This is a genomic window from Agrococcus citreus (assembly GCF_039527715.1).
Taxonomy (GTDB): domain Bacteria; phylum Actinomycetota; class Actinomycetes; order Actinomycetales; family Microbacteriaceae; genus Agrococcus; species Agrococcus citreus.
In genome coordinates this window covers 808,480-833,153 of record NZ_BAAAKK010000001.1, presented here as the reverse complement: position 1 = coordinate 833,153, position 24,674 = coordinate 808,480, and the positions used below count along the sequence as shown (strand labels likewise).

At 70.7% G+C, this 24,674-nt stretch carries 25 protein-coding genes; 8 read left to right on the top strand and 17 right to left on the bottom strand.

Going from position 1 to position 24,674, the window contains the following annotated elements; translation table 11 throughout:
* Positions 1-4 precede the first annotated feature (4 nt).
* The 3 genes from ABD106_RS04100 to ABD106_RS04090 all read right to left on the bottom strand — a co-directional run bounded on the left by ABD106_RS04100 (position 5) and on the right by ABD106_RS04090 (position 2,809).
* Entirely contained in the window at positions 5-1,198 is a 1,194-nt protein-coding gene (locus ABD106_RS04100; protein ID WP_343917566.1) for a universal stress protein, read from the bottom strand.
* A 73-nt stretch (positions 1,199-1,271) separates the two neighbouring features.
* Positions 1,272-2,168 carry a universal stress protein gene (locus ABD106_RS04095; protein WP_343917564.1) on the bottom strand — a complete coding sequence of 299 codons (897 nt, stop codon included), beginning with the start codon at positions 2,166-2,168 and terminating at the stop codon, positions 1,272-1,274.
* Positions 2,169-2,497: 329 nt separating this feature from the next.
* Positions 2,498-2,809, bottom strand: a complete 312-nt coding sequence (locus ABD106_RS04090) for a hypothetical protein (RefSeq protein WP_343917562.1) — start codon at positions 2,807-2,809, stop codon at positions 2,498-2,500.
* A 252-nt stretch (positions 2,810-3,061) separates the two neighbouring features.
* Here ABD106_RS04090 and ABD106_RS14525 point away from each other — a divergent pair, with 252 nt between their 5' ends.
* Positions 3,062-3,142, top strand: coding sequence for a hypothetical protein (locus tag ABD106_RS14525; protein WP_425545721.1), 81 nt, complete (start codon positions 3,062-3,064; stop codon positions 3,140-3,142).
* A 694-nt stretch (positions 3,143-3,836) separates the two neighbouring features.
* Here the strand turns inward: ABD106_RS14525 and ABD106_RS04075 are convergent.
* The 4 genes from ABD106_RS04075 to ABD106_RS04060 all read right to left on the bottom strand — a co-directional run bounded on the left by ABD106_RS04075 (position 3,837) and on the right by ABD106_RS04060 (position 9,584).
* A complete protein-coding gene (locus ABD106_RS04075; RefSeq protein WP_343917558.1) occupies positions 3,837-5,501 on the bottom strand; it encodes an ABC transporter permease in 1,665 nt (554 codons plus the stop codon).
* On the bottom strand, positions 5,498-6,439 hold the full coding sequence (locus tag ABD106_RS04070) for an ABC transporter ATP-binding protein (RefSeq protein WP_343917556.1): 942 nt from the start codon (positions 6,437-6,439) through the stop codon (positions 5,498-5,500). The genes ABD106_RS04075 and ABD106_RS04070 overlap by 4 nt, the downstream gene beginning before the upstream one ends.
* A gap of 130 nt (positions 6,440-6,569) precedes the next feature.
* Positions 6,570-9,056 (bottom strand): phosphoketolase family protein, encoded by a 2,487-nt coding sequence (locus ABD106_RS04065; protein WP_343917554.1) that lies wholly within the window; start codon positions 9,054-9,056, stop codon positions 6,570-6,572.
* A gap of 48 nt (positions 9,057-9,104) precedes the next feature.
* Positions 9,105-9,584 (bottom strand): hypothetical protein, encoded by a 480-nt coding sequence (locus tag ABD106_RS04060; protein ID WP_343917552.1) that lies wholly within the window; start codon positions 9,582-9,584, stop codon positions 9,105-9,107.
* A gap of 6 nt (positions 9,585-9,590) precedes the next feature.
* Here ABD106_RS04060 and ABD106_RS04055 point away from each other — a divergent pair, with 6 nt between their 5' ends.
* The gene (locus tag ABD106_RS04055; protein ID WP_343917550.1) at positions 9,591-10,811 is read left to right on the top strand and encodes a universal stress protein; all 1,221 of its coding nucleotides are present in this window, start codon (positions 9,591-9,593) and stop codon (positions 10,809-10,811) included.
* Positions 10,812-10,874: 63 nt separating this feature from the next.
* On the opposite strand, the gene ABD106_RS04050 is transcribed toward ABD106_RS04055, so the two are convergent.
* Together ABD106_RS04050 and ABD106_RS04045 are read right to left on the bottom strand one after the other, a co-directional pair.
* Positions 10,875-11,513, bottom strand: coding sequence for a response regulator (locus ABD106_RS04050; RefSeq protein WP_343917898.1), 639 nt, complete (start codon positions 11,511-11,513; stop codon positions 10,875-10,877).
* Positions 11,510-13,213, bottom strand: a complete 1,704-nt coding sequence (locus ABD106_RS04045) for a sensor histidine kinase (protein WP_343917548.1) — start codon at positions 13,211-13,213, stop codon at positions 11,510-11,512. The genes ABD106_RS04050 and ABD106_RS04045 overlap by 4 nt, the downstream gene beginning before the upstream one ends.
* Between ABD106_RS04045 and ABD106_RS04040 the strand changes: the two genes are divergently transcribed.
* The gene (locus tag ABD106_RS04040) at positions 13,190-14,176 is read left to right on the top strand and encodes a universal stress protein (RefSeq protein WP_343917546.1); all 987 of its coding nucleotides are present in this window, start codon (positions 13,190-13,192) and stop codon (positions 14,174-14,176) included. The two genes, ABD106_RS04045 and ABD106_RS04040, sit on opposite strands and share 24 nt — an antisense overlap.
* 145 nt (positions 14,177-14,321) lie before the next feature.
* On the opposite strand, the gene ABD106_RS04035 is transcribed toward ABD106_RS04040, so the two are convergent.
* The 5 genes from ABD106_RS04035 to ABD106_RS04015 all read right to left on the bottom strand — a co-directional run bounded on the left by ABD106_RS04035 (position 14,322) and on the right by ABD106_RS04015 (position 16,907).
* On the bottom strand, positions 14,322-14,882 hold the full coding sequence (locus ABD106_RS04035; protein WP_343917544.1) for an alcohol dehydrogenase catalytic domain-containing protein: 561 nt from the start codon (positions 14,880-14,882) through the stop codon (positions 14,322-14,324).
* Positions 14,879-15,334: an alcohol dehydrogenase catalytic domain-containing protein gene (locus ABD106_RS04030; RefSeq protein ID WP_343917542.1), complete on the bottom strand. Its 456-nt coding sequence runs from the start codon at positions 15,332-15,334 to the stop codon at positions 14,879-14,881. Before ABD106_RS04030 ends, ABD106_RS04035 begins: the two co-directional genes overlap by 4 nt.
* Before the next feature lie 108 nt (positions 15,335-15,442).
* Complete coding sequence (locus ABD106_RS04025; RefSeq protein WP_343917540.1) at positions 15,443-15,709, bottom strand: DUF805 domain-containing protein; 267 nt, start codon at positions 15,707-15,709, stop codon at positions 15,443-15,445.
* Between the two features lie 81 nt (positions 15,710-15,790).
* A complete protein-coding gene (locus tag ABD106_RS04020) occupies positions 15,791-16,645 on the bottom strand; it encodes a universal stress protein (RefSeq protein WP_343917538.1) in 855 nt (284 codons plus the stop codon).
* A gap of 70 nt (positions 16,646-16,715) precedes the next feature.
* On the bottom strand, positions 16,716-16,907 hold the full coding sequence (locus ABD106_RS04015; protein WP_343917536.1) for a hypothetical protein: 192 nt from the start codon (positions 16,905-16,907) through the stop codon (positions 16,716-16,718).
* A 142-nt stretch (positions 16,908-17,049) separates the two neighbouring features.
* On the opposite strand from ABD106_RS04015, the gene ABD106_RS04010 reads away from it, so the two are divergent.
* A complete protein-coding gene (locus ABD106_RS04010; protein WP_343917534.1) occupies positions 17,050-18,303 on the top strand; it encodes a WS/DGAT domain-containing protein in 1,254 nt (417 codons plus the stop codon).
* 113 nt (positions 18,304-18,416) lie between these two features.
* On the top strand, positions 18,417-19,103 hold the full coding sequence (locus ABD106_RS04005; protein WP_343917532.1) for a hypothetical protein: 687 nt from the start codon (positions 18,417-18,419) through the stop codon (positions 19,101-19,103).
* Positions 19,104-19,262: 159 nt separating this feature from the next.
* On the opposite strand, the gene ABD106_RS04000 is transcribed toward ABD106_RS04005, so the two are convergent.
* The 3 genes from ABD106_RS04000 to sigK all read right to left on the bottom strand — a co-directional run bounded on the left by ABD106_RS04000 (position 19,263) and on the right by sigK (position 21,656).
* On the bottom strand, positions 19,263-20,204 hold the full coding sequence (locus ABD106_RS04000; RefSeq protein WP_343917530.1) for a DMT family transporter: 942 nt from the start codon (positions 20,202-20,204) through the stop codon (positions 19,263-19,265).
* Positions 20,205-20,322: 118 nt separating this feature from the next.
* Entirely contained in the window at positions 20,323-21,111 is a 789-nt protein-coding gene (locus tag ABD106_RS03995; protein ID WP_343917528.1) for an anti-sigma factor, read from the bottom strand.
* Entirely contained in the window at positions 21,108-21,656 is a 549-nt protein-coding gene (gene sigK / locus ABD106_RS03990) for an ECF RNA polymerase sigma factor SigK (protein WP_343917526.1), read from the bottom strand. The genes ABD106_RS03995 and sigK overlap by 4 nt, the downstream gene beginning before the upstream one ends.
* 203 nt (positions 21,657-21,859) lie before the next feature.
* Between sigK and tig the strand changes: the two genes are divergently transcribed.
* The 3 genes from tig (at position 21,860) to ABD106_RS03975 (ending at position 24,642) form a co-directional block, all read left to right on the top strand.
* Positions 21,860-23,212: a trigger factor gene (gene tig / locus ABD106_RS03985; protein ID WP_343917524.1), complete on the top strand. Its 1,353-nt coding sequence runs from the start codon at positions 21,860-21,862 to the stop codon at positions 23,210-23,212.
* 123 nt (positions 23,213-23,335) lie between these two features.
* Positions 23,336-23,977: an ATP-dependent Clp protease proteolytic subunit gene (locus ABD106_RS03980; RefSeq protein WP_343917522.1), complete on the top strand. Its 642-nt coding sequence runs from the start codon at positions 23,336-23,338 to the stop codon at positions 23,975-23,977.
* Positions 23,977-24,642: an ATP-dependent Clp protease proteolytic subunit gene (locus ABD106_RS03975; RefSeq protein ID WP_343917520.1), complete on the top strand. Its 666-nt coding sequence runs from the start codon at positions 23,977-23,979 to the stop codon at positions 24,640-24,642. Before ABD106_RS03980 ends, ABD106_RS03975 begins: the two co-directional genes overlap by 1 nt.
* Positions 24,643-24,674 lie beyond the last annotated feature (32 nt).

The following is a 24,674-nucleotide window of genomic DNA, read 5'->3' as shown; positions in this document are numbered from 1 at the left end:
GACGTCACGATCTCTCGAACGTGATGTCCCACGGCCGCTCACCTCGACTGAGCTCGGTCCATCCGGCTCGCTCGATCTCGAGCGCGAGCTCGTCGAGCGCTTCCGTCATGCCGGGAGCCCACTCCTCCCGCGGCGCAACGGTCTTGCCCAGGGGAATCCCTCCCCAGGTGTACGGCGCAGCGAACGTGGGACTGCGGAACGCCGGATGTCCGTCGACGGTGCCGACGAACTGCCACTGCTGCGTCCCAGCGCCGAGCCCGAACAAGGTGACCGCCAACGACGCGGTCTGCAGCTCGATGCGGAGGGTCCTCGCGCCAGGTCTCGCCGCAGGCTCGGGAACCCCCTCCGCCTCCGACCGAGCCGTACGTGGAACGATCGCGACGGGGCTCGGCATGTTCATCAGCAGGTCGTGCCCCACCGAGCCGAGGAGGAGTCCGGCGACCGCCCCGCGTCCATGGCTGCCCACGACTGCGAGCTGCGCGCTGCTCGCGCGCTGCGCGAGGACGACCGACGGGCGTCCGTCTTCCAGCAGGCTGTCGATCGGCAGGTGCTCGTGCCGGGCGCGGACCGGCGACACCATCGTCTCGAGCAGTGCGCCCTCAGCGCGCTTGACGTCGTCGTACGGGGAGGAGTCCGGGGGCCAGGCACCGTAGGCCGCTGGTGGCAGCTTCCACGCGCGGACGGCGACGAGCGTCGTCTGGAGGCGATCGGCCTCGGCAGCGGCGAAGGCCATCGCGGCGGTGCCGGTCTCGTCGTCGACGCCGACGATCACGGGACCCTCCTTGTGCTGCCAGCCGACGGGCACGACGACGAGCGGTGAACGCGTCCTGGCCGCGACGGCGAGGGGAAGCGTGCCGTTGATGATCCCCACCGCGGTGCTCGACTTGTGCGACCCGATCACCAGCAGGTCGGCACGCTGCGCAGCAGCGAGCAGACCGTGAAGCGGTCGATCGCGCTGCACGGTCGTCGAGCAGCGAACGGCGACGCCGCTCGCCCCCACCCTGGTCGCCGCTTCCTGCAGGGTGCGCTCGTGCTCGATCAGCACCGCCTCGAGCCCGATCTGCGGCATCCAGTCGACGTCGACCACCGTGGTGATCTCCAGCCGCATGTCGACGCTTCGTGCTCGATCGATCACCCAGTCGAGCGCTGCTGCGCTCGCAGTACCTCCGTCGACCGCGACCACCACGTTCTCTGTCATCTTCTCGGTCCGCGCACGGCCAGAGCCGGACCCCCGCGGCTGAGAGCGACAGGTCGTCGCCGCGTCGACTGCCTCACTCGTCGCCACGCTGCTCGCGGGCCGGCTCCATGGACTCGCCGTGCTGCTCGCGTACCGGGTTCGGCACGATGGCGACAGGGCAGGGCATGTTCATGAGCAAGTCGTGTCCCACGGATCCGAGCAGCAGGCCGGCGATCGCCCCTCGCCCGTGCGTGCCGACGACAGCCAGCCGTGCACCGTCGGCGTGCTTCGCGAGCGTCACTGATGGACGGCCCCGCTCGAGCACGGCACCGATCGAGAGCTGCGCGTGCTCGGCTCGGATCCGATCGAGCTCGCTGTCGAGCACCTGTCTCTCCGACTCCTCGACGGCGTCGAACGGCGACTCGATCGCAGCCCACGCGCCGTAGACGAGCGGTGGGATCTCCCACGCGCGGACGGCGACGAGGGTCGTGTGCGCGCGGTCCGCCTCGACCGCGGCGAACGCCACGGCGGCGCTGCCGGTCTCGTCGTCGACGCCGACGATCACGCGCCCCTCGCTCGGCTCCCAGTCGACAGGCACGACGACGAGCGGACAGTGCGTCCTCGCAGCCACAGCCAGCGGCAGCGTGCCATTGATGAGCCCGGTCATCCCTCGGGTCTTGTGCGAACCGATCACCAGGATGTCCGCGCGCCGTGAGGCGTCGACGAGTCCGGGGACCGGCCGGGCGTGGTGGACCGTGGTCGAGAAGTCCACGGGCACGTCGCTGAACTCGACCCTTCTCCCTGCCTCCTCCACGATCCGTTCGTGCTCGAGCAGGACAGGGTCCGGGCCGACCTGCGGGATCCAATCGATGTCGACCACGGTGGTGATCTCCAAGTGCATGTCCACGCTCCGCGCTCGATCGACAGCCCAGTCGAGGGCAGACGCGCTCGCGGTGCCACCATCAACGGCGACGACGACCTTCTCAGTCATTGGGGGGCTCCTTCGATTCAGGTCCGACACGTCTCATCGTGCGCGCTGCCGTCGGGCGTCGGCAGGGCCCTAAGTCCCGCTGCGCGCCGCGCGTCGGTCGAACCAGCGTCGGACGTCTTCGGCGAGGGAGCTGTCGAAGCGCTTCGTCGAGAGGGGCACCAGTCCCGCGGCCATGACGGGGTTCGGGAGGGTCCACGCTCCGAGCGGCGTGATGAGCAGCAAGAGAGCCGCCCGGCCGAGCAGCCCCAGCCGTGCCCATCGCCCGCGGCTCAGCATGCAGCGCTCGCCGGGTCTGATCCGGATCACCGCGCCACGGTGTGCTCGACGACTCAGGGAGTCGGAAGCACCACGATGTCGGTTCGGGGATGACGGCTCGCGGCGACGAGCGCTGCTCCCTCTGTGCAGAGCTGGCCGGTGACGCGCACGGCCGGATACCGACGACGGACAGCCAGGAGCGCCGCGGTGAGCCGAGCACTCGCGGAGTGCCGAGCGCTCATCCACGACTCGACCAGCCGGCGATCCTGCGTGTCCGGCATATGGGGCAGGACGCCTACGAGCCGCAGCGGCGCCTGCGTGGCCTGGGCGAGCTCGGCTGCCCAGACCCATCCATCCATGTAGTGGCCGTCGTCGGCGATCTGCACCACGACATCGGTGCTGCGCGCTCGAGGGGCTGTGCTTCCGGGGCGCGACGGGGGAGCGGCGCTCGCCGCCGCTCGGGGTCCGGGAGCGGGCCGCGTGGGCGTTGTCGGCGTGGCGATCAGGGAAGGCTCGTGCATGCGTCGACCTTCGCGGGACCTTGGTGACCGCGGAAGGGGCGATGGTCCTATCGACGGAGCGGGCGGGATCGCAGCCGGACGCCGTTCCCCGTCGCGCCGGGCGCGATCGACGCCGTCGTGCTCACGAACGCTCACCTCGACCACTCCGGCGATCTGCCCGCCCTCGTGCGTCGCTGCCGCTCTGCTCGGCGCGCGTGACGGAGCAGGGTGACTCCGGCTCCGATGAACCACACCCACAGGAGGATCCCGTAGGTCCAGTAGAAGGCCGGGACCGCATAGCGCAGCGCCTCGCTCGCGATGCCGAGCGCACCCGTGACGACCCCGATCCAGGCGAGCGAACGAGGCAGGTCGCTCCTCGTCATGATCAGGGAGACGACGAGGATCCCGAACGCCGAGAGCATCCCCGCCGCAGAGGGGGTGTTGTTCTCGGCGACGATCGCTTCCGCAGCCACCGCATACACGCTGCGCTCGTCCGGAGACGCGACCAGGTAGCGGTCGCTGAGGAAGACGAGCGTCAGCGATCCGCGGCTCGTCGTCGGGATGGCCAGGAAGAGCGCCCAGGGCAGCCCACCGATCACGCCCCCCAGCAGGGCGAGTCCACGATCGACGGGGACGAGCGCTGCCGCGAGTCCGAGGAACGTGACGACGGTGAGGATGTTGGGCAGCACCCAGAGGAGCTGCTCGGCGATGTAGACGACCTTGTGCGCGGCGATGAACTCGAGGGTCTCCGCTCCACCCTCGACCGGCGGCGGCGCGATCAGGTCGAGCGCGAGGGCGGTGAGGAGCAGCGCCACGAACGCGATGGAGCACCACCCCGCGACCAGGTACAGCCGTCGCCACGGCGACTCCGAGCCAGGCTGCGCCGCAGACGGCGACGGGAGCGGCACGACCATCAGCGCGTCCCCTCGGCAGAGCCGCTCGCCCACCTGAACCGTCGAGCGGCCAACGCACCGGCAGCCGCTGCCCAACCGGCCAGGACGAGGAGGTGCGGCCACAGCGGTGCCGATCCGGGCGCCCAGGCCGCAGCCAGTCCGTTCTGCAGGTGCTTGAGCGGGAAGAGCGAACCGACGACGCCCATCCACTCGGGTCCTGCGGTCAGGAACACGTCGGAGAAGAACGACAGGAGGAACAGGATCACGAGCCCTACTGCCCCGACCGCCCGAGCGCTCGGCACCAGCGTGACGAGCAGGAAGCCGCACGCGGCGAGGGCGATCGCGCCGAGCAGCAGCGTGCCGACGCCGAGCAGGATGCCCAGTGCGTCCACCCGCAGCTGGAATGCGGCGGCGCCGAGAGCGAGGACGCACGCGAGGACGACGAGTGCGAGAGCGACGCCTGCGACGGTCCTGCCCATCAGGTACGCGCTCACTGGCAGGGGCGTGCCGCGGACTCGCTTGAGCAGCCGCTGGTCGCGCGCGCGCGCCACCTGCTCGGCGAGGTTCATGAAGAGGATGACGCCCGCGCCCCAGGTCACCATGCTCGCCGCCACGACCGCCGACGCCGGCCGGCCGTCGGGGAGCGAGTCGGCGCTCTGGACGGCGACGAGGAGGGCGAAGAGGGCGACCGGCATGATGAGCGAGAAGAACACGTCTCCCGGCCGGCGCAACGTCGTGCGGAGCGCCGAGCCCGACTGCGCCACGACCAGGGTGAGCGTGGATGGCCGGCGTCCGACTGTGGGCTGCAGCGACGCGGTGAGCGCGCCGCGTGCCGCGGTCGGGGCGAGGATTCGACGGGCGGGGGCGGCGCCGCGCGTGCGATGCGGCTCCCATCGGAACGCTCGCATGCTCACGAGGGCGCCGACGACCCCCCATGCCGCAACGATCGCGAGGCGTCCCGCGTCCCATCCGTTCCCTTCGACGAAGGGATTGAACTGGTCCTGCAGCGAGCTCGCGTACGGCTTCAGCGGGAAGGCGTTCGCGATCGCGTCGAGCCACCCGGGCAGCGTTGCGCCGACGAGGAACAGCCCGGAGATGAACGACAGCACGACGGCAGCGCCGATCGCGGCGGCCTCGGCCATCGCGGCGGTGCGACTCATCGAGCCGATCGCGAGGCCGACGGCCGAGAACGAGAGCACGCCGAGGATCAGCGTCGTGACCGAGGCGAGGAGGGTCTCGGGTCTGAGCTGCACCTGGTAGAGCACGACGCTGAGCAGCAGCGTGAGGAGGAGAGACGCCATGGCGAAGACGACCGCCGCGCCGACCTGCCCGATGAGGTATGCCCATGCCGGCAGGGGAGTGCCGCGCAGCCGCTTGAGGACGCCCGTCTCCCGACTCTCAGCGACGGAGATCGCGACGGGAGGCATCGTGGCGAAGAACGTGCCCATCGCGATGGCGGTCGGGGCGGCGAACTGCATGACGCGCACACCGTCATCGCCGACCGCGTCGTTGCCAGCGAGCAGTCCGATCAGGATCAGCCAGACGAGCGGCATCGCGAAGGTGAAGATCAGCACCACCTGCGTCCGCCACAGGGCGACCGTCGCGTGCACGAGCTGATCGATCGCCATCCTGGCGCGGCTCGGCGCGTGCTCGGCCGCGAGCACTGCGGCACCGCGCTCGCTCACGACCGCACCGTCGGCGGGACAGCACCGACGTGCTCGCCCGCGAGCTCTGCGCCCACCAGTTCGAGGTAGGCGTCCTCCAACGACGGGCGCCGCACCTCCAGGGCTGGGAGCTCCACGCCGCGAGCGAGTGCCCAGCCGGAGAGCGCATGCAGCGCTGCAGTCGGATGCTCGGTCGCCAGGGTCCAGGCGGCGCCGTCCGTCACCGGGGTGCCGCCGAGTGCCGGGAGGCTCTCCAAGGGTGCGTCGGCAGGCAGGCGGAACGACACGACGACGTGGCGCTGGCGCGCGGTCAGCTCGGCGGGTGTGCCCATCGCGACGATCCGACCGGCGACCATCACTGCGACGCGATCGGCGAGGTGCTCGGCCTCATCGAGGTAGTGCGTGGTGAGCAGCACCGTCGTACCGTGTCCGCGCAAGCGCTCGACGAGGTCCCACGCATGTCGGCGGGCCGAGGGATCGAAACCGGTCGTGGGCTCGTCGAGGAACAGCATGTCGGGGGCGCCGACGAGCCCGAGTGCCAGATCGAGCCGACGTCGCTGGCCGCCGGAGAGCGTCTTCACCCGGGCAGTGCGCTTCTCGTCGAGTCCGACCTGCGCGATGAGGTCATCGACATCCAGGCGACGCGGGTAGTAGCCCCGCTGCAGCCGCAGCAGCTCCGTGACGGTGAAGTCCTCGTCGAAGCCCGCCTCCTGCAGGACGATGCCGATCCGCTCGCGGAACTGCCGAGGGCTCGATGCCGGATCGAAGCCGAGCACCGAGAGCGTCCCCGAGTCGGCCCGGCGGTGGCCCTCGAGGATCTCGACGGTCGTGGTCTTGCCGGCGCCGTTCGGTCCCAGCAGCGCGAACACCTCGCCCTCGTCGACGTCGAACGACACACCGTCGACGACGCGCGACGCCCCGTACGCCTTCCGAAGGTTCTCGACCTCGATCGCCCGCATCGTCGCCTCTTCTTCGTGTCCTCCAGTGCCTGGCAGGGACGATATGCGCGATGAGCGGCGCCCGGGAGGGTCCAACGTCCCGCGGTGCGCGGTGCGCGGTGCACGGTACGAGGCGCTCGCGGCGGCCCTGCTACTCGTTGTCGCCGCCCGTGCTGTCGGCTACCGAGACGTGACCCGTGCCGGTGTTCGTGTCCGGTGCGCGCTCTGCCGTGGCGCCGCTCCACGTCCAGTCGGACACCTCGGGGATGTCCTCACCGTGCTGCCGGGTGTACTGGCGCGCGGCGAGGCGGGCGTCCTGCATCCGCTGGCGCAGCGGCCCGTAGCGCTCTGCGAGACCGGGGACGCGATCGATCACGTCGATGACCAGGTGGTAGCGGTCCATGTCGTTGAGCATCACCATGTCGAACGGCGTCGTGGTGGTGCCCTCCTCCTTGTAGCCGCGCACGTGGATGTGCGGGTTGTCGGCTCGGCGGTAGGTGAGGCGATGGATGAGCCAGGGATAGCCGTGGTAGGCGAAGATGACGGGTCGGTCGACGCCGAAGAGGGCGTCCCACGCCGGTTCGCTCAGGCCGTGCGGATGCTGGTCCTCCGACTGCAGGCGCATCAGGTCCACCACGTTGACCACCCGAATCTTCAGCTCCGGCATCTCCGCCCGCAGGATCGAGACGGCGGCGAGCGTCTCGAGCGTCGGCACGTCGCCTGCGCACGCCATCACCACATCGGGTTGCTCTCCCGGCACCTCCGTGCCGGCCCACTCGAAGATGCCGATGCCGCGCGTCATGTGCGCCACTGCCGCATCCATGGGCAGCCAGTCGAAGGTCGGCTGCTTGCCGGCGACCACGACGTTCACGTAGTCCACGGTGCGCAAGCAGTGGTCGTAGGCCGACAGCAGCGTGTTCGCGTCGAACGGCAGGTAGACACGCACGACATCCGCCTTCTTGTTCACGACATGGTCGATGAAGCCGGGATCCTGGTGCGAGAGGCCGTTGTGGTCCTGCCTCCAGACGTGGGACGAGAGCAGGTAGTTCAGGGATGCGATGGGCCGTCGCCAGGGGATCTCCTTGGTCACCTTGAGCCACTTGGCGTGCTGATTGAGCATCGAGTCGACGATGTGGATGAACGCCTCGTAGCTGGTGAAGACACCGTGCCGCCCCGTGAGGAGGTATCCCTCGAGCCACCCCTGGCACTGGTGCTCGCTGAGCATCTCCATCACGCGGCCCGTTGGGGCCAGGTGCTCATCGGACGGCAGGCGCTCCGCGTTCCACTGCTTGTCGGTGACCTCGAGCACCGCGCCGAGCCGGTTGGAAGCGGTCTCGTCGGGCCCGAAGATGCGGAAGGTCGTCGGGTTCGCTCGCACCACATCGGCGAGCCACCCGCCGAGGACGCGCGTCGGCTCGTGGATCGTCGCGCCGGGTGACGGCACCTCGACCGCGTGCTGTCGGAAGTCAGGCAGCACGAGGTCTTGCTTCAGCAGTCCGCCGTTCGCTGCCGGGTTCGCGCTCATGCGGCGGTCGCCTTCGGGAGCGAGAGAGGTCGTGCGCGCGGCCGGCGCCCCTGCCTCGTCGAAGAGCTCCTCGGGGCGGTAGGAGCGCAACCAGCGCTCCAGGATCCGCAGATGCTCGTCGGTGTCTCGGGCGCTCGCGAGCGGTACTTGATGTGCTCGCCAACTGCCCTCTGCGGGGAGGCCGTCGATCTCCTTCGGGCACGTCCAGCCCTTCGGGGTGCGAAGGATGATCATCGGCCAGGAGGGACGTGCGGACAGGTCGCCGGCAACGGCCGCCGCCTTGATGTCTGCGATCTGGTCGAGGACGAGGTCGAGGGTCTCCGCCATGCGCCGGTGGACCGCGATCGGGTCCTCGTCGTCGAAGCCGCCCGAGACGACATAGGGGGTGTGACCGTAGCCCCGCATGAGATCGAGCAGCTCGGACTCGGGGATTCGGGCGAGGATGGTCGGGTTGGCGATCTTGTAGCCGTTGAGGTGCAGGATCGGCAGGACGACCCCGTCCTGCACTGGATTCAGGAACTTGTTGGAGTGCCAGCTGGTCGCGAGCGGCCCGGTCTCCGCCTCGCCGTCGCCGACCACCGCCGCGACGAGCAGGCCGGGGTTGTCGAAGGCCGCGCCGTAGGCATGCGACAGCGCGTAGCCGAGCTCTCCGCCTTCGTGGATCGAGCCGGGTGTCTCGGGCGCGGCGTGGCTCGGGATGCCTCCCGGGAAGGAGAACTGGCGGAAGAGGCGCCGGACGCCGTCTTCGCTCATCGGGATCTGCGGGTAGACCTCGCTGTACGTGCCGTCGAGATAGGCGTTCGCGACCATGCCGGGTCCGCCGTGACCGGGGCCTGCGACATAGATGGTGTGGAGGGAGCGCTCTTGGATGGCTCGGTTGAGATGCGCGTAGATGAAGTTGAGCCCGGGCGTGGTACCCCAATGGCCCAGGAGTCGAGGCTTCACGTCGTTCCTCATCAGCGGCCGACGCAGCAGCGGGTTGTCCAGCAAGTAGATCTGCCCGACCGAGAGGTAGTTGGCGGCCCGCCACCAGGCGTCCAACCGGTCCAGCACGGCGTCGTGGACGGGGCCAGGCGAGCGGCGTCGGAATGCGGGCGGGGTGTGCGACGTCATGCACCTACCCTCCGTCGAACGATGCCCCGGCGGAAGGGCGAAGGTCCCTCACAGCGTGATGGTGCCCTGATCTGCCCGGTCGTCGATCGCCCGTGCGGCGCTGTGCGTCGGCGCCGCCGCACGCGTCACTCCCAGCAGCAGCAGGAGGAAGCCGACTTCGGCGAGACCGGCGGTGAAGTAGACCGCTTGCAGGACGCTGAACGGGATGATGATCATCTGGACGAAGATCCAGATCAGTGTGTCGAAGGCGGCGACGGCGGCGGCGAGGAGCGCCCAGCGCTGCCGTCGAAGGAGCCATGCGAAGGAGAGCAGGTGCACGCCGCCGAGCACGATGGCGAGCACCGCGCCCGGAACGAGATAGGACGAGAACGGTGAGCCCCGCAGGTACTCGGGCGACGGGGTGATCGCGGTGGCGAGACCCGGATCGAGTGATCCGATCATCAAGGCGCCGCCCCCGGCCACGGCCGTCACGCCGACGAAGGCCTGGAGGCAGAGCAGCGCGGTGCGAGCGAGGCGGTTGTCGATCATGCCGACATGGTCGAGCGTCGCTCCGGCCACGGCCAGGGCCGTAGGTCCCTGACGCGCGGGTCGGCGGTGAGGCCCTGGAGGACTGTGCGACCCACCGCGCGAGCACGACGATGCTCGAATCCGGGCAGGTTCGACTGCTTGCGAGCCGGTCATACCGGTACCTCCTGCCAGGCGATCGAGCTCGGACCGTCGTGCACCAATGCCTTCAGGACGTCTCCTCGGCTGTTGTCGAGCGTCGGAGCGCGTGAGCGACAGGGACGTTCGACCCACCGAGGTGCGCGCTCTCGCGGAGTCGCCGCTTCCGCGCAGCCGATCAGCGCGACCGACAGCTCGGCCGGTAGGACCTTCGGCCCGGCGGAGCAGGGGTCGATCGGCGATGCTCGTCGCATGAGGTTCACCAAGATCGTCGTGGGTTGGGATGGCTCGCCGGCATCGCGAGCAGCCGCAGAGTGGTCGGCCGCGTACGCGCTGGGCACGCCTGTCCAGATCGTCCACGCGATCGGAGGCAGGGCCGTCGGAGGCGAGTACTTGGCAGCGACAGGCGAGCGGTCGACGGCGCGCATCGCGCTGATGGAGCTCGCGGACGCGTTGCGTGAGGCTCATCCTGAGGGCAGCTTCGAGACCGATACCGTGCGAGGAGCCGCGATCGACGCGCTGGAGGAGCGGCTCGCGAGCGACGTGCTGGTGGTCGTCGGGGGATCGTCGGGCGGCAGGAGGAGCATGTGGAGCCTCGGCGCTCGCCTCGCGGGTCGGCCTGAGGGAGGGTCGGTGGCTGTCATCCCCGTTGCCTCGGAGCGCGCTCGGCCAGCGACCGTCGCGGTCGGCATCGATGGCACCCGAGAGGCGGTCACGGCGCTCGAGGTGGCGACGGCGGAAGCGCACAGGCTCGGCGCCGCGCTCACGGTGCTGCACGCATGGGACATCCCCGCAGCCCCGAGCATCGGCTTCGACGAGTACCCCACGGAATCGGATGTGGAGATGACGGAGCGGATGCATCGACTCCTGCTCTCGGACGCTCTCGACCTGGCTCGCGACCGGGGAGCTGAACCGGATGGAAGGCTTGAGATGGGGTCGGCCAGAGAGGTGCTGCGGCGAGCGGGAGGCGCATCTCGGCTGCTGGTCGTGGGGAGCCACGGCGCACGCGAGCTCGCTCGCTTCTTCCTGGGCTCGGTCAGCCACTCGCTCGTCATCGACCCGCCCGGACCCGTGCTCGTGGTCGGCGCGTGAGGCGCACCTGAGGACTGAGCGGTCGACGGGAGCCGGGCCGTCGGCCGGGCGTTGCTCGGAGCGTCAGCTCGTGCGGTGATGCGCGGCGCCGTACACGGCGGCCTGCGTGCGTCGCTCGAAGCCCAGCTTGTCGAGCAGGCCCGAGACGTAGTTCTTCACGGTCTTCTCGGCGAGGCCCAGCCGATCGCCGATCTGCCGGTTCGTCATGCCCTCGGCGATCAGATCGAGGATCTGGCGCTCTCGGAGCGTCAGCTCGACGTGGCCGTCGCGCGCAGTCGCCTGGCGCTGCATGAGCCGCTGACCAGCGCGACGGCGCAGCTCAGCAGCGATCAGCTGACGGCCCGCTGCCGCGCCGCGGATCGCGTCGACGAGGCCGGCTCCGCGGATGTCCTTGAGCAGCCAGCCGCTCGCTCCGGCCAGCACAGCCGAATCGAGCGCCGCGTCGTCATCGAACGCCGTCAGGATGATGCAGGGGAGCTCGGGATGACGGGAGCGGATCTCCCGGCAGGCATCGACGCCGGTTCCGTCGGGGAGCCGCATGTCCAGCACGACGATGTCGGGTCGTGTCGCATCGACCCGCGCGATGGCGTCGCGAACGCTGCCCGCTTCGCCGACCACGGTCAGGCCCGCCTCCCGCTCCAGGACGTCTGCGACGCCGCGGCGGACGAGCTCGTGGTCGTCGACCAGGAAGACCCTGATCATGTCGACCCCTCCTCGCGCGCCGGGGTCGGGATGCGCCACTCGAGCACCGATCCTCCCGCCGGATCCGCCTCGAGCGCGGCGCTGCCACCCCAGGCGCGGGCTCGCTCCGACAGGTTCGTCAGTCCACTCGATCGAATCGCGCCCGCGGGTCCCTGTCCGTCGTCGCGAACCGTGACGCGGATCTCCTCGGCGAGGGCAGCGACGCGCACGGAGACGCTGTCGGCCGCAGCATGTCGAGCCGCGTTCGAGAGCCCCTCGCGCAGTACCGCTTCGAGGTCTGCAAGGACGCTCTCGGGAACATGTCGATCGAAATCTCCCTCGAGCGACACCTGCGGGGGATTCGGGAACGCGTCGGCGGCGCCGCTGACGACATCGAGCAGGCGGTGACGCGCGGCTGGCCTGTGGGGCGATGTCGCGTGGAGCGCGAACACCGACTTGCGGATCTCGGCGATCGCCTCGTCGAGCAAGTCCGTCACGAGCTCGACCTTCGCCCGCGCTGCCGGCGGCAGGCGTTCCCGGTCCACGCCATTCAGAGCCAGTCCTGCACCGAAGAGTCGCTGGATGACGTTGTCGTGCAGGTCCCGAGCGATCCGGTTGCGGTCCTCCAGCAGGGCGAGGCGCTCGTGCGTGAGCCGCGCCTTCCGGAGCTCCAGCGCGACGCTCGCATGAACCGCGAACTCCATCACCATGTCGAGGTCCGGGTCGCGGAATGCGGATGCACCGTTCGGACGGGCGATGGCGAGCGCACCGCGGGTGCCGTTCGCGCGGTTGATGGGCACGACCATCGCGGGGCCCGTCATCTCGAACGGCGAATCCGGATAGGGGACCCCGGGCGACAGTCGTGGATTGCCCGATGCGATGACGGTCTCGCTCATGGAGGCGGCCGCCGGGTAGACCCGGTCCCGGAAGGCATCGGCCTCGTCGCCCCACGCGCTCTCCACGAATGCTCCACCGCGCTCCGAGAGCTCGACGAAGCACACCACGGCGGCGTCGGTGAGGCGAGCGATCGTCTGCGCGACCGTCTGGAGCGGTTCGAGCGTCTGCGCGTCCAGCAGCGCAGCGGCGGTCTCCGCGGACGCGAGCGCCCACCGCTGTCGCAGCTCGGCGTCGCCGTACAAGCGCGCATTGTCGATGGCGACCGCAGCCGACGTGGCGAGTGCCATGAGGAGCTCCTCGTCCTCGTCGGTGAACGGCCCCCCTCCGATGCGGTTGGTCAGGTACAGGTTGCCGAACACTTCGTCCCGGATCCGGACGGGCACACCGAGGAAGCTCCTCATCGCGGGATGGTGGGCAGGGAAGCCGTGCGACCGCATATCGCTGCTCAAGTGGTCGAGGCGGATGGGGGTGGGGTCCGAGATGACGGCGCCGAGGATCCCGCGGCCGCGGGGCAGCTCACCGATGCGAGCTGCCGTCTCGTCATCGAGGCCGACGTGGATGAACTGCTCCAGGTCGCCGTCGACGCCGATCACCCCCAACGCGCCGTATTGCGCTCCCACGAGATCGACTGCTGCTTGAGCGATGCGACGCAGCAGGACGGGCAGCTCGAGCGCGTCCCCTACCGCGCGAGTTGCGACGAGCAGCTGCCGAAGCCGGCCTTGGGTGTCGAGCACGCGATTCGCCTTGTCGACGAGCTCGGAGATCGCCTGCTCCAGCTCCGACCGCGGGAGGTCCGGGAAGTGCACGGACGGATCGGCGTTCACACATCTCCTCGAGCGGCGGAACTGGCGGGACCAACGGCCCTGCTGTGCGCTCACCCTACGCCCCATGATCAGGTGACGATCAGCCCACCTCGGAGGACCATGGCCATGAGCGGCGAACGCGCGGTGCCATTTCGCAGGAGAGGGCCGGATGAGCCCGATGCGCTGATCGGCGCCGGCGGGCGCTCCGTCGTGGGCGTGGATGGCGCAGCCGCGAGCCGCGCCGCGCTCGCGTGGGCGGCTCGCCGGACCCTCCCTCAGCATCCGCTGCACCTCCTCGGGGTCGAGGACGCAGTCGAGCTTCGCGGCGTCGGTGCCGAGCACGGCGCGCGACAGCTGGCTCGGGTGCTCGCTGAGGCGGCTGCAGACCTGCTCGATGCGTACCCTGGCGCATCCGTCACGACCGAGATCGAGGGGGGTCGCGTCGCAGACGCGCTCGTCGGGGCGACTCGACCGGAGGATTTGCTCGTGATCGGCTCTGACAAGACTGGCTTCGTGCGCGGCAGGACGTTCGGGGTGCGCTCGCTGCAGCTCGCCGCCGCGCTGCGCGGCGCGCTGGCTGTCGTGCCCTCCGTCGACCTCCGCCTGCGCACCGGAGTCGTGGTGGCCGTCGATGGTCTCGGCAACGCAGCGGACCTCGCCCTGCGCGGAGCGCAGGAGGCGGACGATCGGGGCTGCGCGCTGACGATCGTGCATGCGGTGGCCAGGGGTGGTGGCTCGCAGCGGTCAGCGACGGGCGAGGCGGTGGTGCTCGCCGCTCGCGGTGCCGCCGTCGACGCCTATCCGCATCTCGACGTGCGGGCAGTCGTCGCGCAGCGCCACCCTGCCGACGCGATCCTCAACGCCTCGCGCGACACGGCGCTCCTGCTGCTGGGGAGCTCGCGCGGGGAGACGGCGCTCGGTGTCGGCGAGACCATCCACGATGTGCTCATGAACGCGAATGCGCCATTGGTCATCCTCCGCTGAGCCTCGCGTCGGTCGCCAGCACCTGCACCGCGCCGAATCCCATGACGATCGCGGCGACGAGGAGCGGGGCACCTGTCGCCGCCTGCGGCGTCGGCCGAGCGGAAGGCTCACGCGCGCGCATGGTCGACCTCGCACGTCATGCGGCTCAGAACTCGAACACGATGCGTGCCGGGACCGTGCCGGCGAGCACCTCGGCCATCGAGCCGCGCACGTCCTCGAGGCTTCGCGTCTCGGTGATGACGCGGGTGCGGCCCGCGGCGTGGAGCGCGAAGACCTCACGGAGGTCCTCTCGCGTCCCGACGATCGAACCGAGCACCGACTTGCCGCCGAGCACGAGGTCGAAGATCGGCACTGGGAACACCCCGTCCTTCGGCAGGCCGACGCACACCATCCGGCCGCCGCGGCGCAGGCTGCGATACGCCTGCTCGAAGACCTTCGATGAGGTGGCGAGGACCACCGCCACGTCGGCGCCGCCCGTCGACAGCAGAGCGTCGACCGGGTCGACCTCCGAGGCGTTGATCACGTCGTCGGCGCCCAGCGCACGCGCGAGCTCGAGCTTCTCCTCGGTGACGTCGATCGCGGTGACGAGGCCGCCGACGATGCGCGCGTACTGGACCGCGAGGTGGCCGAGCCCGCCGATGCCGAAGACGGCGACGCGCTCTGCGGGTGCGACGCCAGCGACCTTGATCGCCTTGTAGGTCGTCACGCCCGCGCACGTGAGCGGGCGGCGTCGACCGGCCGCACACCGTCCGGGACACGCACTGCGTACCGGGCGTCGGCCACCGCATACTCGGCGAGTGCGCCGTCGATGCTGTAGCCGGTGTTCTGCTGCTCGAGGCAGAGGGTCTCGCGGCCGTCGATGCAGTGCTGGCAGTGCCCGCACGCGTGCCCGAGCCAGGGCAGCGCGACGCGATCTCCCACGGCGAGACGGGAGACGCCGTCGCCCAGCTGCTCGACGATCCCGACGCCCTCATGGCCTGGGATGAACGGGAGCCCGGGCACGACCGGCCAGTCGCCTCGGGCGGCGTGGATGTCGGTGTGGCAGAGCCCGCTGGCCTCGATGCGGACGAGCACCGGGCCGACGCCGGGCTCGGGGACGGGCAGGTCCTCCATCGCGATGTCCTCATCGAACCGGCGAACCACTGCTGCACGCATCATGCGCTCCTCTCGCTGAGCGCCGGCATTCGACGTCGTCGAGACCACGATGCGTGCGTGCCTCACGGGCAGACAGGGCCGAAGGACCCCTGCGCCGTCTGCGACTGCTGCTCAGCTCGACGGCGGGTGTGCGCCTTGCACGCCGCTCGCAGCTGTGGAGCTGGGCGCGGCCCGCGACGGCTGTGCGCACAGCAGCGCCACCACGATCATCCCCGCGAGCGGCACCAGGAGCCAGAGGGCGTGCGCCCATGCGTATCCGGCGTCGCGCAGCCTGCGCACCGGCACGGCCAGCGTCGGCAGCAGCACCGCCAGGCTCCACAGTCCTGCGAGGGTGGGCCCCTGTACGACGACCCGATCGGTCAGCTCGAAGGACCACACGGGATCGATTGCCCGAACGTCATGGTGTCTTCCTCGCCTGTCACCGGATCGAGACGCTGACGCCAGGCTGCCTGATCTCGCTCACAACGCTCTGCGTCTCGGTGGCGTGCTCCGTTCCGGCACCACGGCGACGGGGCTCGGCAGGTTCATCAGGAGGTCGTGCGCGACCGGCCCGAGGCGGGCTTGCGCCGTGCCATCCGATGCATGACGGCCGACCACGGTCAGGCTCGCGTCCTTCGCATGTTCGGCCAGGACGAGCGCAGGTCTGCCGCGCGCGACCGTCGCGGCGATCTCGAGCTGCCCTCGATCGCGCCGGACGGCCGACAGCATCGAGTCGAGCATGATCAGCTGCAGCGATTCGGCACGTCGGAGCGGCTCGTCGGCCGTCCCCCATGCACGCGCGACGATCGGCGGCACGTCGTACGCACGCACCGCGACGAGCGTCGTGTGGGCGCGGTCGGCCTCCGCTGCCGCGAAGTGCATGGCAGCGGTACCCGACCGGTCATCGACGCCGATCACGACCGGTCCGGCGTTGCGCGTCCACCCGGCCGGCACGACGACGATCGGCGAGACGGCGCGCGCCGCGACGACCAGCGGGAGCGTCCCGTGGATGCTGCCGACAGCGTGAACGGGCTTGTGCGAGCCCATGACGACGAGCTCCGCGCGTCGCGTCGCCGCCACCAAGCCCGGTACGACGCGGTCGTGGTGCACCGTGGTCGACCAGTGCGGGCAGATGCCGCTGGCAGCGACCCTCTGCCCGGCTTCGAAGACGACACGCTCGTGCGCGGCGAGACCGGGATCGGCACCGCTCGGCCGCGTCCAGTGCACGTCGACGATCGTCAGGATCTCCAGGTGGGCGCCGATCACCGCCGCGCGGTCGATCGCCCAGTCGATCGCGGAGTCGCTCGCCGCACCGCCATCGATCGCGACCACCACGCGCTCGCTCACCGTGCACGCTCCATCCTTCGGTCTAGCCCGCGACCTGGCTCAGCGCTCGCGCCCGCGCTCATCGGCGGGTGAGGGTGTCCCGGGCGACCGCGCCGACGAGCAGGCCGACCGCCGCGCCGATGCCTGCTCCGAGAGCGATCCCGGGGCCACCGGCGATCGCGAGTCCGACCACGAGCCCAGCGCCTGCGCCGAGGGAGATGCCGATGCCGGGCAGCGACTCGACCATCGGGCTGCGCGCTTGAGGTGTCATACGGGTATCCCATCGCGGCACCACGGGCGCGGGGAAGGGCCCTTGGTCCTGACCGACGGAGCGCAGCGCGACCCGTCGCCGGGGTCGGTGATGGCTCCACGCACGCTCCAGAGCGACCGCCATTGCGGCTACCGTGGTCGCCATGCGCCCGGTGCGAGAGCCGCTCGCGGCGGCTGATGAGGCCAACCTCATCCTCGACCGTGATGGTCAGGTCAATGTCTTCCTCGCGGCGGGATTGCTCGCGCCCGGCGGGTTCGTCGGTGCGGATGGCGCTCCCGACATGGCCGAGCTGCGTGCGTCTCTGCGCCACCGCGTGTCTGCAGCGCCGGAGCTGTGCCGGTCGTTGTCCTCGCGGGGACGTCGCCACCACTGGCTCGCGACCACACCAGACCTCGAGCAGCACGTCCGCCTCGTCGAGCGCGTCGACGGCCTGCCCGGTCTCGAGCGGATGTGTGCCGCGCTGATGAATGAGCCGCTCAGTCGCGAACGTCCGCTCTGGGAGCTCCTCGTGGTGCCCAGCGCCCGCGAGGCGGAGGGGGGCATCGTGCTCCGCGTCCATCACGCGCTCGCCGACGGGGCAGCGGCGGTCGGCATCGTCCAGCGCCTCTTCGAGGCTGCGGAACCGGGTCCCGTGGTGGCTCACCCAGTGCCCGCTCGATCACGGCGCGGCGCGCGGTCGATGTTGCTGGGTCGGGGCGCGGGTGTGCATCGCGTGCGCGAGACGCTGCGCCGCAACGACCTCGCACCGACCATGCTCCTCGGCGACCGAAGCCCGGGTCGTGGGCTCACATTCCTCAGCGCCGACCTTGACGGGCTCGCCGGACGCATGCGGCTGCGCGGCGCTACGGTCAATGACGCGCTGCTCGCCGGAGTGGCGTCGGGGCTGCGGGCGGCCCTGAGCGCTGCAGGTGAGCCGATCCCGGATCAGTTGCCGGTGTCGGTGCCGGTCGCGCTTCGGCGGCGGGGATCTGCGGGCAATCAGGTTGGGGTGATGCTCGTTCGGCTGCCGCTCGCCCTGGCCGACCCGGACGAGCGCTTGCGTCTGATCGCCGCGCGGACTCGCGAGGACAAGCGAAGTGCGAGAGAGCAGGGGACGCTCGAGCTCATGCGTGGCCCGATCGGAGCGCGGATCATGGATCGCGTCGCTCGGCGGCAGCGCCTCGTGGCAGCATTCGTCACGAACGTGCGCGGCCCCGATACCACGCTCCGTCTTGCGGGAGCACCGCTCGTGGCCCTCTGGCCGGCCGCGGTGCTCGCCGGCAACGTGCGGCTCGGCGTCGCGGCCGTCTCCTACGGTGGCACGATGTGGTGCTGCGTCCACTTCGACGCCGCTCATGTGCCTGGCGTGGCATTCACGGGGGCCATGAACCAGGAGCTCGTGCGTCTCGGCGGATGAGGCCACGGTCGCGTCGCGGTGGCTGAGGCGGCGCTCCGTTCCGCAGCACCGGCTGGACGCGCCGTGGCGCATCGGCCAGTGCCCACCTGCTGCCCACGATCGCCCTGCTGGTCGTGCGCGAACGTGATCCGGATGGCATGCGTGATGTCGCGGATTTCGCGGCACTCGACGGACACTGCGAGCTCGTTCGGCTCCGAGAAGTCGCAGGTTCGAATCCTGTCGCCCCGACCTTCTCCTCGTGGCGAGATGCCAGCGAAGACAAGGCAGCCGTGCCATTCCGGCCAGTGCACGGTGATGTTCGCGTCGGCGACGTGCGACTATCCCTTCTGGATCAACCGCTGATCTTCAGGTCCATCGCACCAGAGAGGCTCACTGCCCATGCCCCTACGGAGGAGTTGACATTGCACTCTCTGGCGCGGGTCAGTTGGTTCCTGGGTGTGGTAGCCGTCGTCAGCTGGTTGCTCGTGCTCGCGGTCTCTCTGTTCGGGCCCGCCGCACTTGACAGCGAGGTGAACCCGCTCATGCTCGTGCTCGCGGTGATCCTGACGTCCGCGGTGGTGGAGTTCCCGACTCGTTGGATCGAGAGACATCGAGGCAGGCATGCGCTTCGTATCCCTGCCCCTGACGCGCTCTTGCTTGAACTGCCGGGATTCGCGGGTCTCCTGGCTGCAGGAGTCACGCTGTCGTGGTGGCAGGATCTCGGCGCCGCGATGCTTGTCAGCGCCTTCACTTCGGTCTGGGCACTTGCCGCGCCACTCAGTGTGTGGTGGCGGCATCGTGCGGACGCGGCTGCAGGGTAGGCCCCAGCACGATCCCCAGTGCGCCGCAACTGCTCGCGTCACAGCGCGAGGTTCGGCTGCCCGGGGAGGCGAGTCTCACCTCGCTCCGAGGCCGGGGCCTCGAATCGCCTCGGCTCGTGGGGGGAGCGGCAGCCGCGGAGGAGCGCGACGCGCCTCGGCTCAGCTGCGCGCGGCGCGCCGCTGCGCGACGAGCACGATCGCGACGCCCAGGGCGGCGACCGCGAGGCCGACGATCCCGAGTGCGCTGATGGGCACGCCGAACACGAGCCAGACCCACAGCATCGTCGTCGGCGGGGTCAGGTAGAGCATCGTGCTCACGAACGTCGCGCCGTGCGAGCGCGTGACCGTGACGTAGAGCACGTAGCCGCCGAGGCTCGACAGCAGCACGAGCCACAGCACCGCGAACCAGACGTCGGGCTCCGTCGGCGCCGCTGCCTCGCCGCGCACGAGAGCGACGGCCATGAACGCGGCGCCCGCGACGACCGCTTGCATCGTGAGTGTCTGCAGCAGGTCGTCGTGCAGGTGCCATCGACGCTGCAGCACCGTGCCGGTGCCGAGGCACAGCACGCCCGCGAAGGGCAGCAGGTAGGCCCACAGCGGCGTGCCCGCACCGCCGACCCCGCCGAGCGCGCCCGTGACGACGAGCGCGACGCCCGAGAGCCCCACGATCATGCCGAGCCACATCCATCCGGTCGCCCGCTCGCCGAGCACGCGGCCGGCGACCGTCGCGACGAGCATGGGCTGCAGCGCGGCGATGAGTGCCGCGGTGCCGCCGTCGACGCCCGCGCGCACGCCCTCGAAGATGAGCAGCAGGTAGCCCGCCTGGCTCAGCAGCGCGATCGTGCCCTGCCGCAACCAGCTGCTCCGCCGTGGCCAGCGCCGCCGCAGCACGAGCATCACTGCGACGAGGATGCCTGCGAGCACGGTGAAGCGCCAGGCGAGCACGGTGATCGGCTCGCCGCCGGCCCGCGCGGTGAGCTCCGCGCCGACGAACCCGGAGCTCCACAGGATGATGAGCGCCACGGATGCGACCACGATCGCGACCGGGCCGAGCCGGCCTCGCGACGCGTCGGGCTCGCGCGGGGCAGGCGACTCGGTCATCGTGCTGAGTATCGCAGTGGTGGGCGTGGTCTCGAGACGGCGGCGCGCGGGCGCCGCTCCACCTGGGCGAAGACGGCGGCTGCAGCCGCGTTCCCCGCGAGCGGAAGCGGGGGAGCGGCTACGTCTCGACGACGAGGATGGGGTCGGTCGTCGGGGCGTCGGAGCCGCCGTCGGGCTCCACCGTCACGCCGACCGCCGCGCCGGCGGTGAAGCCGCCGTCGAGCAGGAACGCGGTGACGCCGCCGCTCGCGTCGAACGTGCCCGCGCTCTGGGCGCCGTCCGCGCCGATGTACCAGGCCTGGTACGTGCTGCCCTCGGGAGCGGAGCCCAGCCCGTCGAAGAGGATGACCGACTGCCGCCGCTCGGCCGACCAGACGACGGTCGCACTCGAGCCGTCCGCCAGCTCGACCTCGTCGCGCTCCGCGTCAGCCGCGCTCACGACGGCGCCGAGCGCCTCGTTCCGCGAGTCGTCGCCGAGCTGCGTGCCGAGCGCGACGCCGCCGAGCAGCAGCGCAGAGCCGGCCGCGATCGCGCCGATCGTGCGCAGCGGGCGCCAGCGCGCGCGAGCGCGGCGCTCGGCCGGACCGGTGCCGACGGCCGCGCGGGGCGGCTCGACCGACATCGGCTCGTCCCACGGCGCGGGCGCGACGGCGGCGGGCGCCTCGACGGGCGGCTCGGCCGGCAGCTGCGGCTCGCGCGCGATCGCGTCGAGCACGGATGCGCGGAGCCCGGGCGGCGGGGCGACGCTGTCACCCGAGAGCAGCGTCGCCGTGTCGGCGAGCCGGGCCGCCTCGGCGAGCGCCTCGGGCGTCGCCTCTGCCTCGAACCGCGCGCGCTCGGCGGGGCTCAGCGCGTCGAGCGCGTACGCCGCCGCGAGGTCGTCGATGGATCGCTGGTCGTCGCTCATGTCGTCACCCCCAGGATGCCGCGCAGCCGGACCATGCCGTCGCGCAAGCGGGTCTTGACCGTCCCGAGCGGCGCCCCCACGCGCTCGGCGATCTCGGTCTGCGTCAGCCCGTCGAAGTAGGCGAGCTCGATGGCCTCGCGCTGCGGGTCGCTCAGCTCGCGCAGCGCCCTGCGAGCGCGCGCCGCCTCGAGCGACACCTCCGCCTGCTCGGCGACGAGGTCGACCGGCACGGGGGAGTCGCGCACGCCGATGCGGGCGTCGCGGTCGCGCTGCGACTGCGAGGAGCGCACGCGGTCGACCGCGCGGGCATGCGCGATCTGCAGCAGCCAGCTGATGGCTGCGCCCCGCTCGGGATCGAATCGCTTCGACTGCCGCCACGCCTCGAGGTAGACCTCCTGCGCGACCTCCTCCGCCTGCGCCCGGTCGACGAGGATGCGCAGCACGAGCCCGAAGACGCGCGGCGCCGTGGCGTCGTACACCTCGGCGAAGGCACGCTCATCACCGTCGGCGGCGCGCACGAGGCACTGCTCGAGGGTCGTCTCCACGAGCCTGAGTATTGCAGGCGGAGCGATAAGGTTCAGCGCGGTCATGCCGGTGGTTCGTCACCGGCGAACCTGCGGATTGGAGCGCACAGGCTCGCGGCCGGTAGACTCGGGCGGTGGTCCGCCCTCTCGCGGCGGATCCGGCGTGCCCACGCGCGTCGCGGGCAGAGCGCCCCGCACACCGACGAACCCCAGGAGACCACCTCGTGAAGACCACGGTCGAGAAGATCGAGAACACGCGCACGAAGCTCACCATCGCGGTGCAGCCCGAGGAGCTGCGTCCCGCGATCGACCAGGCGTACAAGACCGTCGCCGAGCAGATCAGCGTCCCCGGCTTCCGCAAGGGCAAGGTGCCCTCGGCGATCATCGACCAGCGCGTCGGTCGCGAGGACATCCTGAACCAGGCCGTCTCCGAGTCGATCGACGAGTTCTACCGCCAGGGCGTCGCCGAGGCCGGCATCCGCCCGATGGGCCGCCCGCAGGCCGACGTCACGGCGTGGCCCGAGGTCAAGGACTTCTCCGGCGAGCTCGTGCTCGAGATCGAGGTGGATGTGCGCCCCGACTTCGAGCTGCCGACCGTCGAGGGTCGCACCATCACCGTCGACGCGATCGAGGTCGGCGAGGAGGCCGTCGACAAGGAGCTCGACGAGCTCCGCAGCCGCTTCGGCACGCTCGTCACGGTCGACCGCCCGGCCGCCAACGGCGACTTCGTGCAGCTCGACCTCACCGCATCCATCGACGGCGACGTCGTCGACAGCGCGAGCGGCATCTCGTACGAGGTCGGCTCCGGTGAGCTCATCGACGGCATCGACGAGGCCGTCGAGTCGCTCACCGCCGGTGAGGAGACCACCTTCACCTCGAAGCTCGTCGGCGGCGACCACGCCGGCAAGGACGCCGAGGTCAAGGTCGTCGTCGAGGCCGTCAAGGAGCGCGAGCTGCCCGAGGCCGACGACGACTTCGCCCAGATGGCGAGCCAGTTCGACACGATCGCCGAGCTCCGCGACGACCTCAAGGTGTCGGCCGGCCGCAGCGGTCGCCTCGCGCAGGCCGAGCAGGCTCGCCAGCGTCTGCAGGACGAGCTCGTCGAGGCCGTCGAGATCGAGGTCCCGGCGGCAGTCGTCGAGGACGAGGTCGTGCGCCACCTCGAGGCCGAGAGCCGCGCCGACGACGCCGAGCACGGCGAGGAGGTCCGCCAGGAGACCCGCAAGGTGCTCAAGCAGCAGATGCTCTTCGACCGCTTCGCTGAGGAGGAGAACCTCCAGGTCACGCAGCAGGAGCTGACGCAGATCATCGTGCAGCAGGCCGCGCAGTACGGCATGGCGCCGCAGGAGCTCGTCACCGCGCTCGAGGCCAACGGCCAGCTGCCCGTGCTGCTGGGCGACATCCTGCGCGGCAAGACCCTCTCGACGCTGCTCGGCCGCGTCACGGTCGTCGACGACAAGGGCGAGACGGTCGACCTGTCCGACTTCCTCCCGTCGAACGAGGTCGACGAGGACGACGTCGAGGGCGCGATCCGCGAGGCCGAGGCGAAGCTCGCCGCCGAGCACGCCGAGGACTGATCCCACACGAGAGGGCCGGGCTTCGCGCCCGGCCCTTTCGCATGCCTCCGCCTGCGGCGAACACGGCAGATCCACGCCGCTGCGCCGCCTAGGGTTGGAACGAATCGAGAGAAGGAGTCACCCGTGGCTGAACCCGTCTTCGCGCCGTCGGTCTTCGACCGGCTGCTGCGCGATCGCATCATCTGGCTGGGCGAGGAGGTGCGCGACGACAACTCGAACGAGATCTGCGCGAAGATCCTGCTGCTCGCCGCCGAGGATCAGAACAAGGACATCTTCCTGTACATCAACTCGCCCGGCGGCTCGATCACGGCCGGCATGGCGATCTACGACACGATGCAGTTCGTGCCGAACGACATCGTCACGGTCGGCATCGGCATGGCCGCGTCGATGGGGCAGCTGCTGCTCACCGCGGGCGCGCCCGGCAAGCGCTACATCACGCCGAACGCCCGCGTGCTGCTGCACCAGCCGCACGGCGGCTTCGGCGGCACCTCGAGCGACATCCAGACGCAGGCCCAGCTCATCCTCGACATGAAGAAGCGCCTTGCCGAGATCACGGCGGAGCGCACGGGCAAGACCGTCGAGCAGGTCAATGAGGACGGCGACCGCGACCGCTGGTTCACCGCGCAGCAGGCGCTCGAGTACGGATTCGTCGACCATGTGCGCGACTCGGCCGCCCAGGTCACCGGCGGCGGCGGCACCGACCACGACGTGATCGACCCCAACCCCGCCAGCGAGAGCGGCGCGGCAGGCCAGGAGGGCAACTGATGGAGACTCCCACGTTCCAGGCGGCAGGCAGTGCGCTGCAGATGCCCGGCTCCCGCTACATCCTCCCCAGCTTCGAGGAGCGGACCCCGTACGGCTACAAGCGCCAGGACCCCTACGCGAAGCTCTTCGAGGACCGCATCATCTTCCTCGGCGTGCAGATCGACGACGCCTCGGCCGACGACATCATGGCGCAGCTGCTCGTGCTCGAGTCGCAGGACCCCGACCGAGACATCGTCATGTACATCAACTCGCCCGGCGGCTCGTTCACGGCCATGACGGCGATCTACGACACGATGCAGTACATCCGGCCCGCGGTGCAGACCGTGTGCCTCGGGCAGGCCGCTTCGGCGGCAGCGGTCATCCTCGCCGCGGGTGAGCCTGGGAAGCGCCTGGCGCTGCCGAACGCTCGCATCCTCATCCACCAGCCGGCGACGTCGGATGCGGGCCGCGGCCAGGCGTCCGACATCGAGATCCAGGCGCGCGAGGTGCTGCGGATGCGCGCGTGGCTCGAGGAGACGCTGTCGAAGCACTCGAACCACGACGTCGAGCGGGTGTCGAAGGACATCGAGCGCGACACGTTCCTCTCGGCCGAGGAGTCGATGGAGTACGGACTCATCGACCAGGTGCTGACGAGTCGCAAGACGGCGCCCCAGCTGCTCGGCTGACCGAGCGCCCAGCGCGATACGAAGGGCCGACC